Genomic DNA, 16,184 nt, shown 5'->3' with positions numbered 1-16,184 from the left:
CTGTGGCGGTGACAAATCGCGCCGGGCCCGCCATTCCCAATTTCTGGAACACGTTCTACGGTGTGCGCCGTCAGGACCGCCCTTGGCAGCCTGGAGGCGCCGTGCACCTCGATCACACGCCCGAGCAGCAGGGACTGCGCGCCGAGCTGCGCGCCTACTTCGCCCGGCTGGTCCCGGACAACGCCTACGCCCGGTACGCCGACCCGGCGGCGCGGAAACGGTTCTACCGGGACACCATCCGCAAGCTGGGCGCGGACGGCTGGCTAGGCGTCGGCTGGCCCGAGGAGTACGGCGGCCGCGGCATGACGGCGATGGAGCAGTTCATCTTCTTCGACGAGGCCGCGCAGGCCGGTGTACCCCTGCCCCTGATGGCCCTGAACACCGTCGGCCCGACGCTCATGCGGTTCGGATCACCGGAGCAGAAGGCCTACTTCCTGCCCCGCGTCCTCTCCGGCGAGATCGACTTCGCGATCGGCTACAGCGAGCCCGCAGCCGGCACCGACCTCGCCGCCCTGCGGACCCGGGCCGTACGCGACGGCGACCACTACGTCGTCGACGGGCAGAAGATCTGGACCACCAACGGCGACACCGCGGACTGGGTGTGGCTGGCCGTGCGCACCGACCCCGAGGCGCCGCCGCACAAGGGCATCACCATGCTCCTCGTACCGACCTCCGACCCCGGCTACTCCTGCACGGTCATCAACACCCTCGCCTCCCACGACACCACCGCGAGCTACTACGAGAACGTCCGCGTCCCCGTCTCCCACCGCGTCGGCGAGGAGAACCAGGGCTGGCGGCTGATCACCAACCAGCTCAACCACGAGCGCGTCACGCTCGCCGCCCACGGCACCATGGCCATCCGCGCCCTGCACGACGTGCAGCGCTGGACACGGGAGACCAAGCTCGCCGACGGCCGCCGGGTGGCCGATCTGCCCTGGGTGCGCCGGCTGCTGGCCCGTACCCACACCCGGCTCGAGGCGATGAAGCTCCTCAACTGGCAGATGGTCTCGGCCGTCCAGGACGGCACGCTCACCCCGCACGACGCCTCCGCCGTCAAGGTCTACGGCTCCGAGGGCCGCCGGGACGCCTACGCCTGGCTCATGGAGATCCTCGCCGCGGCCGGCACCCTCAAGGAGGGCTCGGCGGCCGCCGTCCTGCACGGCGAACTGGAGCGCGGCTACCGCTCGGCGGTGATCTTCACCTTCGGCGGCGGCAACAACGAGATCCAGCGCGAGATCATCTCCTGGATCGGCCTGGGGATGCCGAGGGTGCGGCGATAGCCCCGGCAAACGAGCCGCCCGGAGCCGGCAGGGGCCGTCTCAGGAGCCGTGCTCCGCCCCCGTCGCCGTCTTCGAGTACGCGTCGTGCCAGGCGGCCTTGGCCCCGGAGTCGCCGATCCGGTAGACGTCCACGACCGCCCCCACCGCGACGGCCAGCGAGAGCACGCCGACGACGATCCTTACCGGCAGTGCGGACCAGCGTGCGCCGCCGCCCTGCCTCCCGGGCTCCGCCGGCCCCTGCCGCCCCGCCCACCACACGACGAGCGCCAGCGCGAACAGACCCAGGGCCCACGGCAGCAGTCCGTCACCGAGCTCGGTGTGCCGGCGCACCATGGCGTCGTCGGCCACGTGCCGCTCCAGCCATTCGCCGGCCTGCGTGGTCAACGGCACGCTGATCAGGCCGACGAGAGCGAGCACCGGGAGCAGCACGCCCAGGCGCCGGGCGGCACGCGGCCACAGCGCGGCCGCCACCAGGGCCAGCGCGGTCAGGGGTATCAGCACCACCACCACATGGACGAGCAGCACATGTGCGGGCAGACCGTTGATCAGAGTCATCGAGGGCTCCTGATGGGGGGTGTGGGCGCGCCACACTGGCACAGGAACCTCTCCGTTGGCTCTCAACCGACCGAGCAGCCGGTCGAGCCGCCCTATGCGGTCCCCGGCTCGGTCACCCCTCACCGTGGCAAGCGGACCGTGAAGGTCGTGGAGCCCGGAGCACTCTCCAGGCCCACGCTCCCGTCGTGCGCCTGCGCCACCGCCGCGACGATCGAGAGGCCCAGACCCGCTCCGCCGCCCGAGGCGTCCGGATGACGGCGGTGTTCGGCCCGGGTGAAGCGCTCGAAGACGTCCGGGCGCACGTCCTCGGGAACGCCGGGACCGTCGTCGTGGACGCAGAGGAGAGCCGAGTCGCCATCCGTCTCCAGCGTCACCGTGACCTTCGTGCCGACGGGTGTGTGCAGACGGGCGTTGGCCAGCAGGTTGGCCAGCACCTGGTGGAGACGGTGGGCGTCGCCCGGGACGGTCACCGGGTCCTCGGGCAGGTCCAGGATCCAGCGGTGGCCGGGGCCGGCCGCACGGGCGTCGGTGACCGCGTCCAGGACCAGGCGGGTCAGGTCGACGGGAAGGCGCTCCAGGGGGCGGCCGGCGTCGAGACGGGCGAGCAGGAGCAGGTCGTCGACCATCTCGCCCATGCGGGCGGACTCCGCCGAGATGCGCCGCAGGGCCCGGGTGATCTCGGGCGGCACCGCTGCCGGGTGCAGGAGCGCCAGCTCGGCGTGACCGCGGACCGAGGCGACCGGCGTACGCAGCTCGTGGCTGGCGTCGGCGGCGAAGCGGCGCAGCCGCTCCTGACTGGCGTGCCGCTTGGTCAGCGCGTCCTCGACATGGCCGAGCATGCGGTCGAAGGCCGCGGCGAGACGCCCGACCTCACTGCCCGGGTCGGTGTCCGGTGCGCGCGCCGGCAACGTCACCTGCCCGCTGGCGAGCGGAAGGTCGCTGACACGCGTGGCGGTGGCCGTGACCCGGCCGAGCGGCCGCAGCGACCAGCGCACCCAGAAGGCGCCGGCGACGCCGGTCACCAGGAGGGCGAAACCGAAGACGACGCCGGACACCACCTCCAGCCGGTGCACCGTGGCCTGGACCGGTTCCAGCGGCAGACCGACGATCAGGACGTCCCCGTCGCGGCCGGGGGAGGCGACGACCCGGTAGTCGTTCAGCGCGGACAGGTCGACGGTGCGGGGCCTGCCGTCGGTCGGCACCCGGGCCAGCCGGGCAGCGTCCCGCGCGGTCAGGCCGATGCGCAGGTCCGCCGCCGGGTCGCCCGACCGGATGAGCCCCTTGTTGGTGACCCTGCCGTCCACCAGACGGGCCCCGAAGGTGCCGGTCGCCTGTCGGCGGGTGTCGCCGTACTCGTCACCGTCGTGATCGCTCGGCAGCTTGCCGTTGTGCTCCAGGCTCTGCGGGAACCGGGTGCCGACCTGGACGAGCTGTTCGTCCAGGCGCCGGGTGAGGAAGCCGTTCAGCTCGACGACCGCGGCGAGGCCGACGGCCGCGCAGCTCACCGCCAGCAGCACCACCAGGCCGACCGTGAGGCGGGCGCGCAGGGTGCGAGGCCGGGGCAGCGGGCGCGGGCGACGCGCGCCGGATCGGCGCGTCACCGGGACACCGGCTTCAGTACGTAACCGGCGCCCCGCACCGTGTGGATCATGGGTTCGCGGCCCGCGTCGACCTTCTTGCGCAAGTAGGAGATGTAGAGCTCGACCACATGGGCCCGGCCGCCGAAGTCGTACGACCACACGCGGTCGAGGATCTGCGCCTTGCTGAGGACGCGGCGCGGGTTGCGCATGAGGAAGCGCAGCAGTTCGAACTCGGTCGGCGAGAGCTCGATCAGCGCGCCGCCTCGGGTCACCTCGTGGGCGTCCTCGTCCATCACCAGGTCGCCCACGATCAGCCGCGGACCCTCGTCCTGTGTGCGTGCCATGCCCGCGCGGCGCAGCAGACCGCGCAGCCGGGCCACCACCTCCTCGAGGCTGAAGGGCTTGGTGACGTAGTCGTCGCCGCCCGCGGTGATTCCGGCGATCCGGTCCTCGACCGCGTCCCGGGCCGTCAGGAAGAGCACGCACACGTCGGGCTTGATCTGGTGCAGGCGGCGCAGCACCGCGAAGCCGTCGGTGTCCGGGAGCATGACGTCCAGGACGACGGCGTCGGGCAGCAGCTCCCGCGCCACCGTGAGCGCGGCGGCACCGTCGCCGGCCGCCCGCACCTCCCAGCCCTCGTAGCCGAGGACTCCGGTGAGCACCTCGGCCAGATCGGGGTCGTCGTCGACGACGAGGACACGCGGCGGAGTGCCGTCGGGGCGGGTGAGGACCGGATGACCGGGGCGGGTGCTGTTCATGGCGTATACCAGCATCGCTCGTCCGCGGCGCGCCCGGCGCACCCCGTTCCTCTGAGTTTCCTTTGAGTGGGCCCGCCCGGCTCTTACTCAAAGGTCTTTCAGAGCTTCGGCCCCCACAGTGGCCAGGCAAGTCGTGGCGACCGGGCACGACGTACGAAGGGACGGCGATCGATGACCACCGTGAAGGTCCGGCGGGCGGCCCCGCCCGCACCCGTGATCGCGCGGCGCTCCCTCGCCGGCCTGGTGCCGGCCGTGCTGTGGGGCGGCGCGGTGGCCGTGCTCGCGCTGTGGTGGGCCGACACCGCGTCCGTGGTCGGCACGGCCGGCAGGCTGACCGGCGCCGGACGGATCGCCGGGTTGCTGTGCGGCTACGCCTGCGCGGTCCTGGTCGGCCTGATGGCACGGGTGCCGCCGCTGGAGAGACGGATCGGCTCCGACCGGGTGGCCCGCTGGCACGCCATGGCCGGCCGCTACACGATCTGCCTGCTCGTCGCGCACGTCGCACTGATCCTCGCCGGGTACGCCGCCCAGGACCGGGCCTCCCTTTGGCGCGAGACCATCAACGTCGTCCTGAACTACCCCGACATGCTCAAGGCGACCGCCGGCACGGTGATCCTCCTCGCGGTCGGCGTCACCTCGGTCCGGGCCGCGCGCCGCCGCACCAGCCACGAGTTCTGGTACTACGTCCACCTGCTGACCTACGCGGCCGTCTTCCTCGCCTTCTTCCACCAGGTGACCCTCGGCGAGGAGTTCAACGGCAAGCCGGTCGCCACCGCCTTCTGGTACGCCCTGTACCTGGGCGTCGCCTCCCTCGTGCTGTGGTTCCGCGTCCTCGTCCCGGTCCGGCTCAACCGGCGCCACCGGCTGCGCGTGGATTCGGTGCACGAAGAGGCTCGGGGCGTGTACTCGGTCGTGGTGCGCGGACGGCGCCTGGACGAGCTCGGGGCGCGGCCCGGGCAGTTCTTCCGCTGGCGGTTCCTCTGCGACGGCATGCGCTGGGCGTCGACGCCGTACTCCCTGTCCGCGCCACCGCGCCCGGACCTGCTGCGGATCACCGTCAAGGCGATCGGCGACCACAGCGCGGCCGTCGCCCTGCTCAGGCCCGGCACCCGCGTGTGGGCGGAGGGCCCGTACGGCTCGCTGACCGCCGACCGGGCCACCAGCCACCGTTCCCTGCTCATCGCGGCCGGATCCGGTGTCACGCCGCTGCGGACACTGTTCGAGACACTGCCCGGCGAGGTCGCCCTCCTCTATCGAGCGCACTGCGCCGAGGATCTGGCGCTGGGCGGCGAACTGGAGGAGATCGCCCGCCGGCGCGGCGCGCGGGTGCTGTACGCGCTGAACGGTCCGGGCGGGGAGCGTCCGCACCTCACGGCGGAGTGGCTGCGCACGACGTTCCCGGGCCTGCCGGGCCACGACGTCTACGTCTGCGGCCCGCACGGATTCGCGCGGGACGTGTACGAGGCACTGCGGGCGGCCGGGGTCCCGGACCGCCGTATCCACCACGAGTCGTTCGAGCTGTGAGGCCGCACCATGCATCCCTTGAGGAAGAACCGCCCGCTGCGTCGGATCGTGCTGGCCGGCGCGGCCACGGTCTCCACCATGGTGCTGCTGCTGTCGCTGAAGCCGCACACCACCCCCGCGCCGGAGCCGACGAGCGCCACGTCATCGACGGTGTCGAGCGGCTCGACCGCGCCCGCGCCGACCCGCTCCGGGACGGTCACCGGCGACACCGTGCAGACCCGCTGGGGGCCCGTACGGGTACGGGTGACGCTCCAGGGCGGCAAGTTCACCGATGTCAACGCCGTGGACTACCCCCAGGGCAACCCGCGCGACCAGGAGATCAACAGCTACGCCCTGCCTCAACTGCGGCGCGAGGCACTGGCCGCGCAGAGCGCGGACATCGACATGGTGTCGGGCGCCACGTACACCAGCGACGGCTACCGGCGGTCGCTCCAGTCCGCGCTGGACTCGGCGGCCCTGTGAGGGCCGAGGCCGCCCCCGTCTGGCCGCCCGTGCCGTTCACCCCGGTCGGATACCGTGCGCCGGGATCGGGATACGGCTCTTGCCGGCCAAGGGCGGTCGGCGCGGGGAGTGGAAGCATGGACACGACGGCGGCGGGGCGGGGCGGCGAGAGCCTGAAGCGGCGCCTGGGGATGTCCGACGCCGTGGCCATCGGGCTCGGCTCGATGATCGGGGCGGGTGTCTTCGCCGCTCTCGCCCCGGCCGCCGCCGCGGCCGGGTCCGGCCTCCTCCTCGGGCTGGCGCTCGCGGCGGTGGTCGCCTACTGCAACGCGACCTCCTCCGCACGCCTGGCCGCCCGGTACCCGAAGTCCGGTGGGACCTATGTGTACGGCCGTGAACGGCTTGGCGAGTTCTGGGGCTGGCTGGCCGGCTGGGGCTTCGTGGCCGGCAAGACGGCCTCGTGCGCGGCGATGGCCCTCACCGTGGGCTCCTATGTGTGGCCCGGGCGGGAACACGCGATCGCCGTGGCGGCGGTGGTCGCGCTGACCGCGGTGGACTACGCCGGGGTGCGCACGTCCGCGGTGCTCACCCGCGCGATCGTCGCCCTGGTCCTGGCGGTCCTCGCCGCGGTCGTCACCGCCTGCCTCACGTCGCACGTCACGGCGGCGGCTCGCCTGGACATCGGCGCGGACGCCTCACCCGGCGGAGTGCTCCGGTCGGCGGGCCTGCTGTTCTTCGCGTTCGCCGGCTACGCGCGCATCGCCACCCTCGGCGAGGAGGTCCGTGACCCGGGGAGGGTCATCCCCCGCGCGATCCCCGTCGCACTCGGCATCACCCTGGCCGTCTACGCGGCGGTCGCCGCCGGTGTCCTGCTGGTACTCGGGCCGGACAGGCTCGCCCACGCAGGCGCCCCCCTGGTCGAGGCGGTCCGTGCCGCCGGCGTGCCGGGACTGGCCCCCGTGGTACGGGTGGGCGCGGCCGTCGCGGCGCTCGGCTCGCTGCTGGCCCTGATCCTGGGGGTCTCCCGCACCACGCTGGCGATGGCCCGCGACCGGCATCTGCCACACGCGCTGGCCGCAATCCACCCCCGCTTCCAGGTGCCCCACCGTGCCGAACTCGCCGTCGGCGCGGTCGTCGCCGTCCTGGTCACCGTCGCGGACGTGCGCGACGCGATCGGCTTCTCCTCCTTCGGCGTGCTGGCCTACTACGCCATCGCCAACGCCTCCGCCTGGACCCTGACCACCGCCGAAGGCCGCCCGGCCCGCGTCGTTCCGATCACCGGTATGGCCGGCTGTCTGGCGCTGGCCTTCGCCCTGCCCCTCACCTCCGTCCTGACCGGCGTCGCCGTGATGGCGGCCGGTGCCGCCGCGTACGGGCTGCGCGCAGTGCTCACCCGCCGGCTCTGACGGACCGGCCGACAGTGCTTGTGGGCCGCTGCCGTGGTGAGGCGCCCATGGACATATGACCGCCGATGATTACGATCTGGAGTCGGGACGCACGAAGCGCGGGTGGGCGACGACAAGAGGTGACAACCGATGGCTGTGGTCACACCTTCCGACAGGGGCGACCCCGGGCTGTTCACGCCCGCCTCCGTGACCTGGCAGATGCACGGCGACCCCATGATGTGGATCGCCGGGATCCGCGCGCTCTATCTCCAGGCGCTGCATCCGCGCGCGGTCCGCGGCGTCCTGCAGAACTCCGACTTCCGCCGCGACGCGTGGGGCCGGCTGCTGCGCACCGCCGACTTCGTCGGGACCACGACCTACGGCACCACCGAGGCGGCCGAACGGGCCGGGGCCCGGGTACGGAAGATCCACGGCATGCTGACGGCGACCGACCCCGACACCGGCGAGCGGTACGGCATAGGCGAGCCGGAGCTGCTGCTGTGGGTGCACTGCGCGGAGATCGACTCGTATCTGCACGTGCTGCGCCGCTCCGGCTTCCCGCTGACCGACGCCCAGGCCGACCGCTACGTCGCCGAACACCGCGTCAGCGCCCGCCTGGTGGGACTCGAACCCGGGACGGTACCAGCCGACCGGGCGGAACTGGCCGCGTACTTCGAGCGGGTGCGGCCCGGACTGACCGCGGGGCCCGACGCCCTCGAAGTGGACGACTTCCTGCTCCGCCCGCCCGTACACCCCCTCCTCACACCCGCGCGCGAGCTGCTGTGGCGACGCGTGGCGCACCTGGCGTACGCCGCCCTGCCCCCGTACGCCCACGAGTTGTACGGCAGACCCGCTCCGCCCCCCGCCGTGGTCACCCGCAGACTGCGCACCACCGGGTCCCTGCTGCGCCGCGTCCCCGCACGGGTGCGCTGGCAGCTCCCACCCCGGCACATCCTGCGCGCCATGGCGAGACTCGGCCCGCAGGCGCGCCCCGCACCGCACGGATCCACAGCCGCCTCCTGAGGTGCGTCCCGCATCCGCCCTCCTAGTCGCCCGACCGCTCCCATCCCGCCGCGGTGACGCGTGCGGCGTCCCCTGGGCGTGTGCCGTCGAACAGCACCTCCCCGGCCGCCCGCACCCGCAGGTCGTCGACGTACACGCCCCGGCCGACGTACCGCCCGTCGGTGGTGTACCGCCAGCGCAGGGACAGCCGGTGGTGGGTGGGGAGGTGCGCGGTCACCCGGTGCCAGACGCGGCCCGACCAGCCCGTGAGCGTGCCCGACGGGTGGTCCTGGGGGTCCTCGCCGGGCCGTGAGGTGGTGAACGGGACCGGCTGCCAGACCGTACCGCCGTCCGTGGCGGACTCCAGGACCAGGACGTCCGGCCCGGGCTCGGTGTCCCACCACAGGGCGCAGCGCAGACTCGCCGCACCGGCGGAGGTGTCCAGGGCCGGGAGCGCGAGCGTGGCGGACGTGGCGCTCGCCAGGCCCGAGAACCAGGCCGTACGGCCCCGCGCGGGGCGCACCGGCACCGCGCGGGCCAGGTTGTTCCCGGCGGCGACCCGCGGCGCGGAGCCGGTACGCCAGGTGCGCACCGGATGCACGGAGTTGCCGAGGACGACGAGGAAGGAGTCGGTCGTGGGGTCGAGGACGAGCGAGGTGCCGGTGAAGCCGGTGTGCCCGGCCGTGCGCGGGGTGGCCATCGCACCCATGTACCAGTGCTGGTAGAGCTCGAAGCCGAGGCCGTGGGCGTCGCCGGGGAAGGCGGTGTTGAAGTCGGTGAACATCAGGTCCACCGACTCCCGCCGCAGAATCCGGTCGCGGCCGTAGGAGCCGCCGTTGAGCAGGGTGCGGCCGAGGACCGCGAGGTCCCACGCGCAGGAGAACACCCCGGCGTGCCCGGCCACGCCCCCGAGGGTGAACGCGTTCTCGTCGTGCACCTCGCCCCACACCATCCCGCGGTCCAGCCCCGACCAGGGCCGGCGTGCGTCCTCGGTGGCCGCGATCGCCGGCTTCCAGGAGGCGGGCGGGTTGTAGCGGGTGCGCCGCAGTCCCAGCGGACCGGTGACGTCGTCGTGCAGCAGCACGTCCAGGGTGCGGCCGGTGACCCGTTCCAGTACGAGTTGGAGCGAGATCAGGTTCAGGTCCGAGTAGAGGTAGACGGTGCCCGGCGGGTTGAGCGGTGCCTCGTCGTAGACGAGCCGGAGTTTCGCCTCGTGCGTCGAGGCGGTGTACAGCGGGATCCAGGGACGGAAACCCGACGTGTGGGTGAGCAGTTGACGGATCGTGACATCCTGTTTGCCGGCGGCGCCGAACTCCGGGACGTACGCGGCGACCTTCCCCTCCAGCCGCAGCGCGCCCCGCTCGATCTGCTGCACCGCGAGCAGCGAGGTGAACAGTTTGGAGACGGAGGCCAGGTCGAAGACGGTGTCCCGGGTCATCGGCAGCTGCCGCTCGGTCGGCAGCTCGACGCCGGTGTCGCTCTTCTCGTCGTAGCCGGAGTAGCGCACCGCCATCCCGATCGGCTCGTGCAGGGCCACGGTGCCGCCGCGTCCCGCGAGCAGGACCGCGCCCGCGTACCAGGGGTGGGCCGGCGACGGGCCGAGGAAGGCCTCGGCGTCCGTGACGAGCCGCCGCAGATGCGCGGGGAGCAGCCCGGCCTGTTCGGCTGTGCCGCGGCGCAGAGTGGGCCGCGCCGGGCCGGATGCCGCGGCCGCCGGACCCGCGGGCAGCGCGGCGAGGGCCAGCGCTCCGCCCGACGCCAGGGAGCCCGCCACCAGCCGACGGCGCGTCAGCCCGTATGCCTGTCCGCCTGTGTGATTGTCCGTCATCGCGCGGCCTCCCGCCTGAAAGAATCTTTCGGGGCTCGCCCCGCACGGTGAAACTTTCCTGTCACGGTGGGGGCGTGTCAACGGGGCGCGAGATGTCCGTCGGTAAATCTGACAGAGCGTCAGAAAAACTCTTCCGTCGTACGGAGGACTGCGGCATCCTGCGCCCATGCAGACGGAGCTGAGCAAGCGCCTGGGAATCGAGCACGCCGTCTTCGGCTTCACACCGTTCCCCGCCGTCACCGCGGCCATCAGCCGGGCCGGCGGTTTCGGCGTGCTCGGCGCGGTCCGCTACACCGCGCCCGACGACCTCAAGCGCGACCTCGACTGGCTCGACGCCCACACCGCGGGCCGGCCCTACGGGCTGGACGTGGTGATGCCCGCCAAGAAGGTCGAGGGCGTCGGCGAGGCGGACGTCGAGGCGATGATCCCCGAGGGGCACCGCCGGTTCGTCCGCGACACCCTCGCCCGGTACGGAGTTCCGGAGCTGGCCGAGGGCGAGGCGTCCGGGTGGCGCATCACCGGCTGGATGGAACAGGTCGCCCGCACCCAGCTCGACGTCGCCTTCGACTACCCGATCCGGCTGCTGGCCAACGCCCTGGGCTCCCCGCCCGCCGACGTCGTCGCCCGCGCCCACGACCGGGGCGTACTGGTGGCCGCGCTCGCCGGCAGCGCCCGGCACGCCCGAAAACACCAGGAGGCGGGCCTCGACATCGTCGTCGCCCAGGGGTACGAGGCCGGCGGCCACACCGGTGAGATCGCCACCATGGTGCTCACTCCCGAGGTGGTGGACACCGTCGACCCACTGCCCGTACTGGCGGCGGGCGGTATCGGCAGCGGCCGTCAGGTGGCGGCCGCCCTCAGCCTCGGCGCCCAGGGTGTGTGGCTGGGCTCCATATGGCTGACCACCACGGAAGCCGATCTGCACGCGCCCGCCCTCACCCGCAAACTGCTCGCCGCCGGCTCCGGGGACACCGTGCGCTCCCGCGCCCTGACCGGCAAGCCCGCGCGCCAGCTCCGCACCGAGTGGACCGACGCCTGGGACGACCCGGCCGGGCCCGGCACCCTGCCCATGCCCCTGCAGGGCCTGCTGGTCGCCGAGGCCGTCTCCCGCATCCAGAAGTACGAGGTGGAGCCGCTGCTCGGCACGCCCGTCGGCCAGATCGTCGGCCGGCTGACCGCCCAACGCAGCGTCCAGGCCGTCTTCGACGACCTCACCCGCGGCTTCGAACGGGCCGTGGACCGCGTCAACCGCATCGCCGGAAGGAGTGGCCAGTCGTGAGCACACCCCCCGCCGGATTCTGGGCGCAGGCCGCCCATGACCCGAACCGCACCGTCCTGATCGCTTCCGACGGCGAGCAGTGGACCGCCGGCCGTCTGCACGCCGCGGCCAACCAGCTCGTGCACGGGCTGCGCGCCGCCGGGCTGCGGCGCGGCGACGCGTTCGCGGTCGTCCTGCCCAACGGCGTCGAGTTCCTCACGGCCTACCTCGCCGCCGGCCAGGCGGGCCTCTACCTCGTCCCGGTCAACCACCACCTCGTCGGCCCGGAGATAGCCTGGATCGTCGCCGACTCCGGCGCCAAGGTGCTGATCGCGCACGAACGCTTCGGCCGCGCCGCCCGCGCCGCGGCCGACGAGGCGGGCCTCCCGGCCACGCACCGCTACGCGGTCGGACCGGTCGAGGGGTTCCGGCCCTACGCCCGACTCCTCGCCGGGCAACCGGAGTCGGCGCCCGCCGACCGCGAACTCGGCTGGGTCATGAACTACACCTCCGGTACGACCGGACGCCCGCGCGGCATCCGCCGGCCGCTGACCGGCAAGGCCCCCGAGGAGGCCTACCTCGGTGGCTTCCTCGCCATCTTCGGCATCAGGCCGTTCGGCGACGACGTCCATCTGGTCTGCTCACCGCTCTACCACACGGCCGTCCTGCAGTTCGCGGGCGCGTCCCTGCACATCGGTCACCGCCTGGTGCTCATGGACAAGTGGACACCGGAGGAGATGCTTCGTGTCATCGACACACACCGATGCACGCACACCCATATGGTTCCCACCCAGTTCCACCGCCTGCTGGCCCTGCCGGCCGAGGTGAGGGCGCGCTACGACGTCTCGTCCATGCGGCACGCCATCCACGGCGCCGCGCCCTGCCCCGACCATGTGAAGCGGGCCATGATCGACTGGTGGGGGAGCTGTGTGGAGGAGTACTACGCGGCCAGCGAGGGCGGCGGCGCCTTCGCCACCGCCGAGGACTGGCTGAAGAAGCCCGGCACGGTCGGCAAGGCCTGGCCCATCAGCGAACTCGCGGTCTTCGACGACGACGGCGAGCGGCTCCCGCCCGGCCGGCTGGGCACCGTCTATCTGAAGATGAGCACCGGCGGCTTCTCGTACCACAAGGACGAGACCAAGACCCGCACCAACCGCATAGGCGACTTCTTCACCGTCGGAGACCTCGGCTACCTCGACGAGGACGGCTACCTCTTCCTCCGCGACCGCAAGATCGACATGATCATCTCCGGCGGGGTCAACATCTACCCGGCCGAGATCGAGTCCGTGCTCCTCTCCCACCCGGCCGTCGCCGACGCCGCCGCCTTCGGCATCCCGCACGACGACTGGGGCGAGCAGGTCAAGGCCGTCGTCGAACCGGCCCCCGGGCACGCACCCGGTCCAAACCTCGCGGCCGCCCTCCTCGACCACTGCGCCGAACGGCTCGCGAGCTACAAACGGCCCGGGAGCGTCGACTTCATCGCCGAGATGCCCCGCGATCCCAACGGCAAGCTCTACAAGAGGCGGTTGCGCGCCCCCTACTGGGAAGGGCGCGACCGGCAGGTGTGACACCGGTCCCGGACGCTTGACCGGCACGTGCGGCGGCCCCCAGGATCGGCTGTCATGACGCAGGGAAACGGCAGCACGGTCGACGGGGTCCTGCGACGCAGCGCCCGGCGCACCCCGGAACGGGTCGCGGTGGAGTACGGCGAGCGCAGCTGGACGTACCGCGAACTCGACGACGCCGTCTCCCGCGCGGCCGCGCTCCTGCTCGCGCGCGGCCTCCTGCCCGGCGACCGGGTCGGCGCCTACGGCCACAACTCCGACGCCTATCTGATCGGCTTCCTCGCCTGCGCCCGCGCGGGCCTAATCCATGTGCCGGTCAACCACAACCTCACCGGGGACGACCTCGCCTACCTCGTCGGCCAGTCGGGCAGCACGTTGGTGCTCGCGGACCCGGGACTCGCCGGCCGGCTCCCGCACGGGGTGCGGATCCTGCCGCTGCGGGACACCGAGGACTCACTGCTCGCCCGGCTCCCCGACACACCGCCGTACGACGGCCCCGAGCCGCGCACCGAGGACCTGGTGCAGCTGCTGTACACCTCCGGCACGACCGCGCTGCCCAAGGGCGCCATGATGACCCATCGGGCCCTGGTGCACGCGTACCTGAGCGCCATCACCGCCCTCGATCTGAGCGCCGGCGACCGCCCCGCGCACGCGCTGCCGCTCTACCACTCCGCGCAGCTGCACGTGTTCCTGCTGCCCCATCTCGCCGTCGGCGCCACCAACGTCATCCTGGACGCGCCGGACGGCGACCGGCTCCTCGACCTCGTCGAGGCGGGCCGCGTGGACAGTCTGTTCGCGCCGCCCACGGTGTGGATCGGCCTCACCAACCGGCCCGACTTCGCCACCCGCGACCTCGGCGGCCTGCGCAAGGCGTACTACGGAGCCTCCGTCATGCCCGTCCCCGTGCTGGAGCGGCTGCGCGAGCGCCTGCCGCGACTCGCCCTCTTCAACTGCTTCGGGCAGAGCGAGATCGGTCCGCTCGCCACCGTGCTCGGCCCCGGCGAACACGAGGGCAGACTCCAGTCCTGCGGTCGGACCGTGCTCTTCGTGGACGCCCGGGTCGTCGACGACACCGGCGAGGACGTCCCCGACGGCACGCCCGGCGAGATCGTCTACCGATCACCGCAGCTGTGCGAGGGCTACTGGGACAAGCCCGAGGAGACCGCGGAGGCCTTCCGGGACGGCTGGTTCCACTCCGGCGACCTCGCGGTGCGCGACGCCGACGGCTACTTCACGATCGTCGACCGGGTGAAGGACGTCATCAACTCCGGGGGCGTGCTGGTCGCCTCGCGCCAGGTCGAGGACGCCCTCTACACCCACGAGGCCGTCGCGGAGGCCGCCGTGATCGGCCTGCCGGACGAACGGTGGATCGAGGCGGTCACGGCGGTCGTCGTCCCGCGCGGAGAGGTGACACCGGCACAGCTGATCGCCCATGTGAAGGAGAAAATCGCGCCCTTCAAGGCGCCGAAGCGGGTCCTGTTCGTGGACGAGCTGCCGCGCAACGCCAGCGGCAAGATTCTCAAACGCGAGCTGAGGGACCGCTTCAGCAGGCTGGAACCCGACGACGTGCCCTAGTCCGGACCGGTGGCATCGCGTGTGGAGCCGAGGCCCACGGCCCGTACCGCCCGGGACATGTCCCGGGCGGGGCAGGCGACGACAGACTCGGGCCGGCGGGTCACCGGGGCGCCTCGCCGGACGCGGACTCAGCGCGGACGCAGGTCCACGATCCGGCGGATCTTGCCCACCGAGCGCTCCAGCGACTCCGGCTCCACGATCTCCACGTCGACCGAGACGCCGATGCCCTCCTTCACGGCCGCGACGATGGACCGCGCCGCCTCCTGCCGCGCCCGCGGTGTCGCCCCCGGGCGGGCCTCCGCCCGCACGGTCAGCGCGTCCATACGGCCCTCCCGGGTGAGGCGGAGCTGGAAGTGCGGCGCCACCCCCGGCGTCCGCAGCACGATCTCCTCGATCTGGGTGGGGAAGAGGTTGACCCCACGCAGGATCACCAGGTCGTCGCTGCGCCCCCTGACCTTCTCCATCCGCCGGAACACCCGGGCCGTGCCGGGCAGCAGCCGGGTCAGGTCCCTGGTCCGGTACCGGACGATCGGCATGGCCTCCTTGGTCAGCGAGGTGAACACCAGCTCGCCCCGCTCACCCTCCGGCAGCACCTCACCGGTGATCGGGTCGACCACCTCCGGATAGAAGTGGTCCTCCCACACGGTCAGGCCGTCCTTGGTCTCCACGCACTCCTGGGCCACCCCCGGGCCGATCACCTCGGACAGCCCGTAGATGTCGACCGCGTCGATCGCGAACCGCTCCTCGATCTCGCGCCGCATCCGCTCGGTCCACGGCTCCGCGCCGAAGACGCCCACCCGCAGCGAGGTGTCACGCGGGTCCACGCCCTGCCGTTCGAACTCGTCCAGCAGCGTGAGCATGTACGAGGGCGTCACCATGATCACGGACGGTCGCAGATCCTGGATCAGCTGCACCTGCCGCGCCGTCATCCCGCCGGACGCCGGGACGACCGTACAGCCCAGGCGCTCGGCGCCGTAGTGGGCACCCAGGCCGCCGGTGAACAGCCCATAGCCGTATGCCACATGGACGATGTCCCCGGGCCGGCCGCCGGCCGCGCGGATCGACCGCGCCACCATGTCGGCCCACATGGAGAGGTCGTTGTCCGTGTAGCCGACCACCGTGGGCCGTCCCGTGGTGCCGCTGGAGGCGTGCAGTCGGCGGATCCGCTCACGGGGCACGGCGAACATGCCGTAGGGGTAGTTCTCCCGCAGGTCGGCCTTGGTCGTGAACGGGAAACGGGCGAGATCCGCGAGCGTGCGGCAGTCCTCCGGGCGGACGCCGGCCTTGTCGAACGACTCGCGGTAGAACGGCACGTGGTCATAGGCGTGCCGCAGCGAGGCTCGCAGCCGTTCCAGCTGAAGTACCCGCAGCTCCTCGGGCCCGAGCCGTTCGCCCGCGTCGAGCGCGTCCGTCGCGTCGGCCATCGAAACCTC

The 16,184-nt window shown here is 72.6% G+C and carries 13 protein-coding genes; 8 read left to right on the top strand and 5 right to left on the bottom strand.

Annotated elements, in window-relative coordinates; all coding sequences use genetic code 11:
- Positions 1 to 101 precede the first annotated feature (101 nt).
- A complete protein-coding gene (locus tag ACIBA9_RS07325) occupies positions 102 to 1,280 on the top strand; it encodes an acyl-CoA dehydrogenase family protein (RefSeq protein WP_399360502.1) in 1,179 nt (392 codons plus the stop codon).
- 39 nt (positions 1,281 to 1,319) lie between these two features.
- Here the strand turns inward: ACIBA9_RS07325 and ACIBA9_RS07320 are convergent, their stop codons facing one another.
- From ACIBA9_RS07320 to ACIBA9_RS07310, 3 genes are all read right to left on the bottom strand, one after another.
- Complete coding sequence (locus ACIBA9_RS07320; RefSeq protein ID WP_399360500.1) at positions 1,320 to 1,835, bottom strand: DUF2231 domain-containing protein; 516 nt, start codon at positions 1,833 to 1,835, stop codon at positions 1,320 to 1,322.
- Positions 1,836 to 1,954: 119 nt separating this feature from the next.
- Positions 1,955 to 3,436, bottom strand: a complete 1,482-nt coding sequence (locus tag ACIBA9_RS07315) for a sensor histidine kinase (RefSeq protein WP_399360498.1) — start codon at positions 3,434 to 3,436, stop codon at positions 1,955 to 1,957.
- On the bottom strand, positions 3,433 to 4,173 hold the full coding sequence (locus tag ACIBA9_RS07310) for a response regulator transcription factor (protein ID WP_399360496.1): 741 nt from the start codon (positions 4,171 to 4,173) through the stop codon (positions 3,433 to 3,435). The genes ACIBA9_RS07315 and ACIBA9_RS07310 overlap by 4 nt, the downstream gene beginning before the upstream one ends.
- Before the next feature lie 171 nt (positions 4,174 to 4,344).
- Here ACIBA9_RS07310 and ACIBA9_RS07305 point away from each other — a divergent pair, with 171 nt between their 5' ends.
- From ACIBA9_RS07305 to ACIBA9_RS07290, 4 genes are all read left to right on the top strand, one after another.
- Complete coding sequence (locus ACIBA9_RS07305; protein WP_399360494.1) at positions 4,345 to 5,697, top strand: ferric reductase-like transmembrane domain-containing protein; 1,353 nt, start codon at positions 4,345 to 4,347, stop codon at positions 5,695 to 5,697.
- A 9-nt stretch (positions 5,698 to 5,706) separates the two neighbouring features.
- Positions 5,707 to 6,159: an FMN-binding protein gene (locus tag ACIBA9_RS07300; protein ID WP_399360492.1), complete on the top strand. Its 453-nt coding sequence runs from the start codon at positions 5,707 to 5,709 to the stop codon at positions 6,157 to 6,159.
- Positions 6,160 to 6,275: 116 nt separating this feature from the next.
- Entirely contained in the window at positions 6,276 to 7,544 is a 1,269-nt protein-coding gene (locus ACIBA9_RS07295) for an APC family permease (protein WP_399360490.1), read from the top strand.
- A 129-nt stretch (positions 7,545 to 7,673) separates the two neighbouring features.
- On the top strand, positions 7,674 to 8,546 hold the full coding sequence (locus tag ACIBA9_RS07290; protein WP_399360488.1) for an oxygenase MpaB family protein: 873 nt from the start codon (positions 7,674 to 7,676) through the stop codon (positions 8,544 to 8,546).
- 22 nt (positions 8,547 to 8,568) lie between these two features.
- Here the strand turns inward: ACIBA9_RS07290 and ACIBA9_RS07285 are convergent, their stop codons facing one another.
- Positions 8,569 to 10,353, bottom strand: coding sequence for a serine hydrolase (locus ACIBA9_RS07285; protein ID WP_399360486.1), 1,785 nt, complete (start codon positions 10,351 to 10,353; stop codon positions 8,569 to 8,571).
- A gap of 166 nt (positions 10,354 to 10,519) precedes the next feature.
- Between ACIBA9_RS07285 and ACIBA9_RS07280 the strand changes: the two genes are divergently transcribed.
- Genes ACIBA9_RS07280 through ACIBA9_RS07270 form a run of 3 tightly spaced genes read left to right on the top strand, consistent with a single transcriptional unit; the run spans position 10,520 to position 14,751 of the window.
- The gene (locus tag ACIBA9_RS07280; RefSeq protein WP_399360484.1) at positions 10,520 to 11,632 is read left to right on the top strand and encodes an NAD(P)H-dependent flavin oxidoreductase; all 1,113 of its coding nucleotides are present in this window, start codon (positions 10,520 to 10,522) and stop codon (positions 11,630 to 11,632) included.
- Positions 11,629 to 13,179 carry an acyl-CoA synthetase gene (locus ACIBA9_RS07275; protein ID WP_399360482.1) on the top strand — a complete coding sequence of 517 codons (1,551 nt, stop codon included), beginning with the start codon at positions 11,629 to 11,631 and terminating at the stop codon, positions 13,177 to 13,179. Before ACIBA9_RS07280 ends, ACIBA9_RS07275 begins: the two co-directional genes overlap by 4 nt.
- 54 nt (positions 13,180 to 13,233) lie before the next feature.
- Positions 13,234 to 14,751, top strand: a complete 1,518-nt coding sequence (locus ACIBA9_RS07270) for an acyl-CoA synthetase (protein WP_399360480.1) — start codon at positions 13,234 to 13,236, stop codon at positions 14,749 to 14,751.
- Between the two features lie 128 nt (positions 14,752 to 14,879).
- Here the strand turns inward: ACIBA9_RS07270 and paaK are convergent, their stop codons facing one another.
- Positions 14,880 to 16,175 carry a phenylacetate--CoA ligase PaaK gene (gene paaK, locus ACIBA9_RS07265; protein WP_399360478.1) on the bottom strand — a complete coding sequence of 432 codons (1,296 nt, stop codon included), beginning with the start codon at positions 16,173 to 16,175 and terminating at the stop codon, positions 14,880 to 14,882.
- Positions 16,176 to 16,184 lie beyond the last annotated feature (9 nt).

The organism is Streptomyces sp. NPDC051452 (assembly GCF_044454765.1).
Taxonomy (GTDB): domain Bacteria; phylum Actinomycetota; class Actinomycetes; order Streptomycetales; family Streptomycetaceae; genus Streptomyces.
This window is presented reverse-complemented; position numbering and strand designations above follow the sequence as displayed.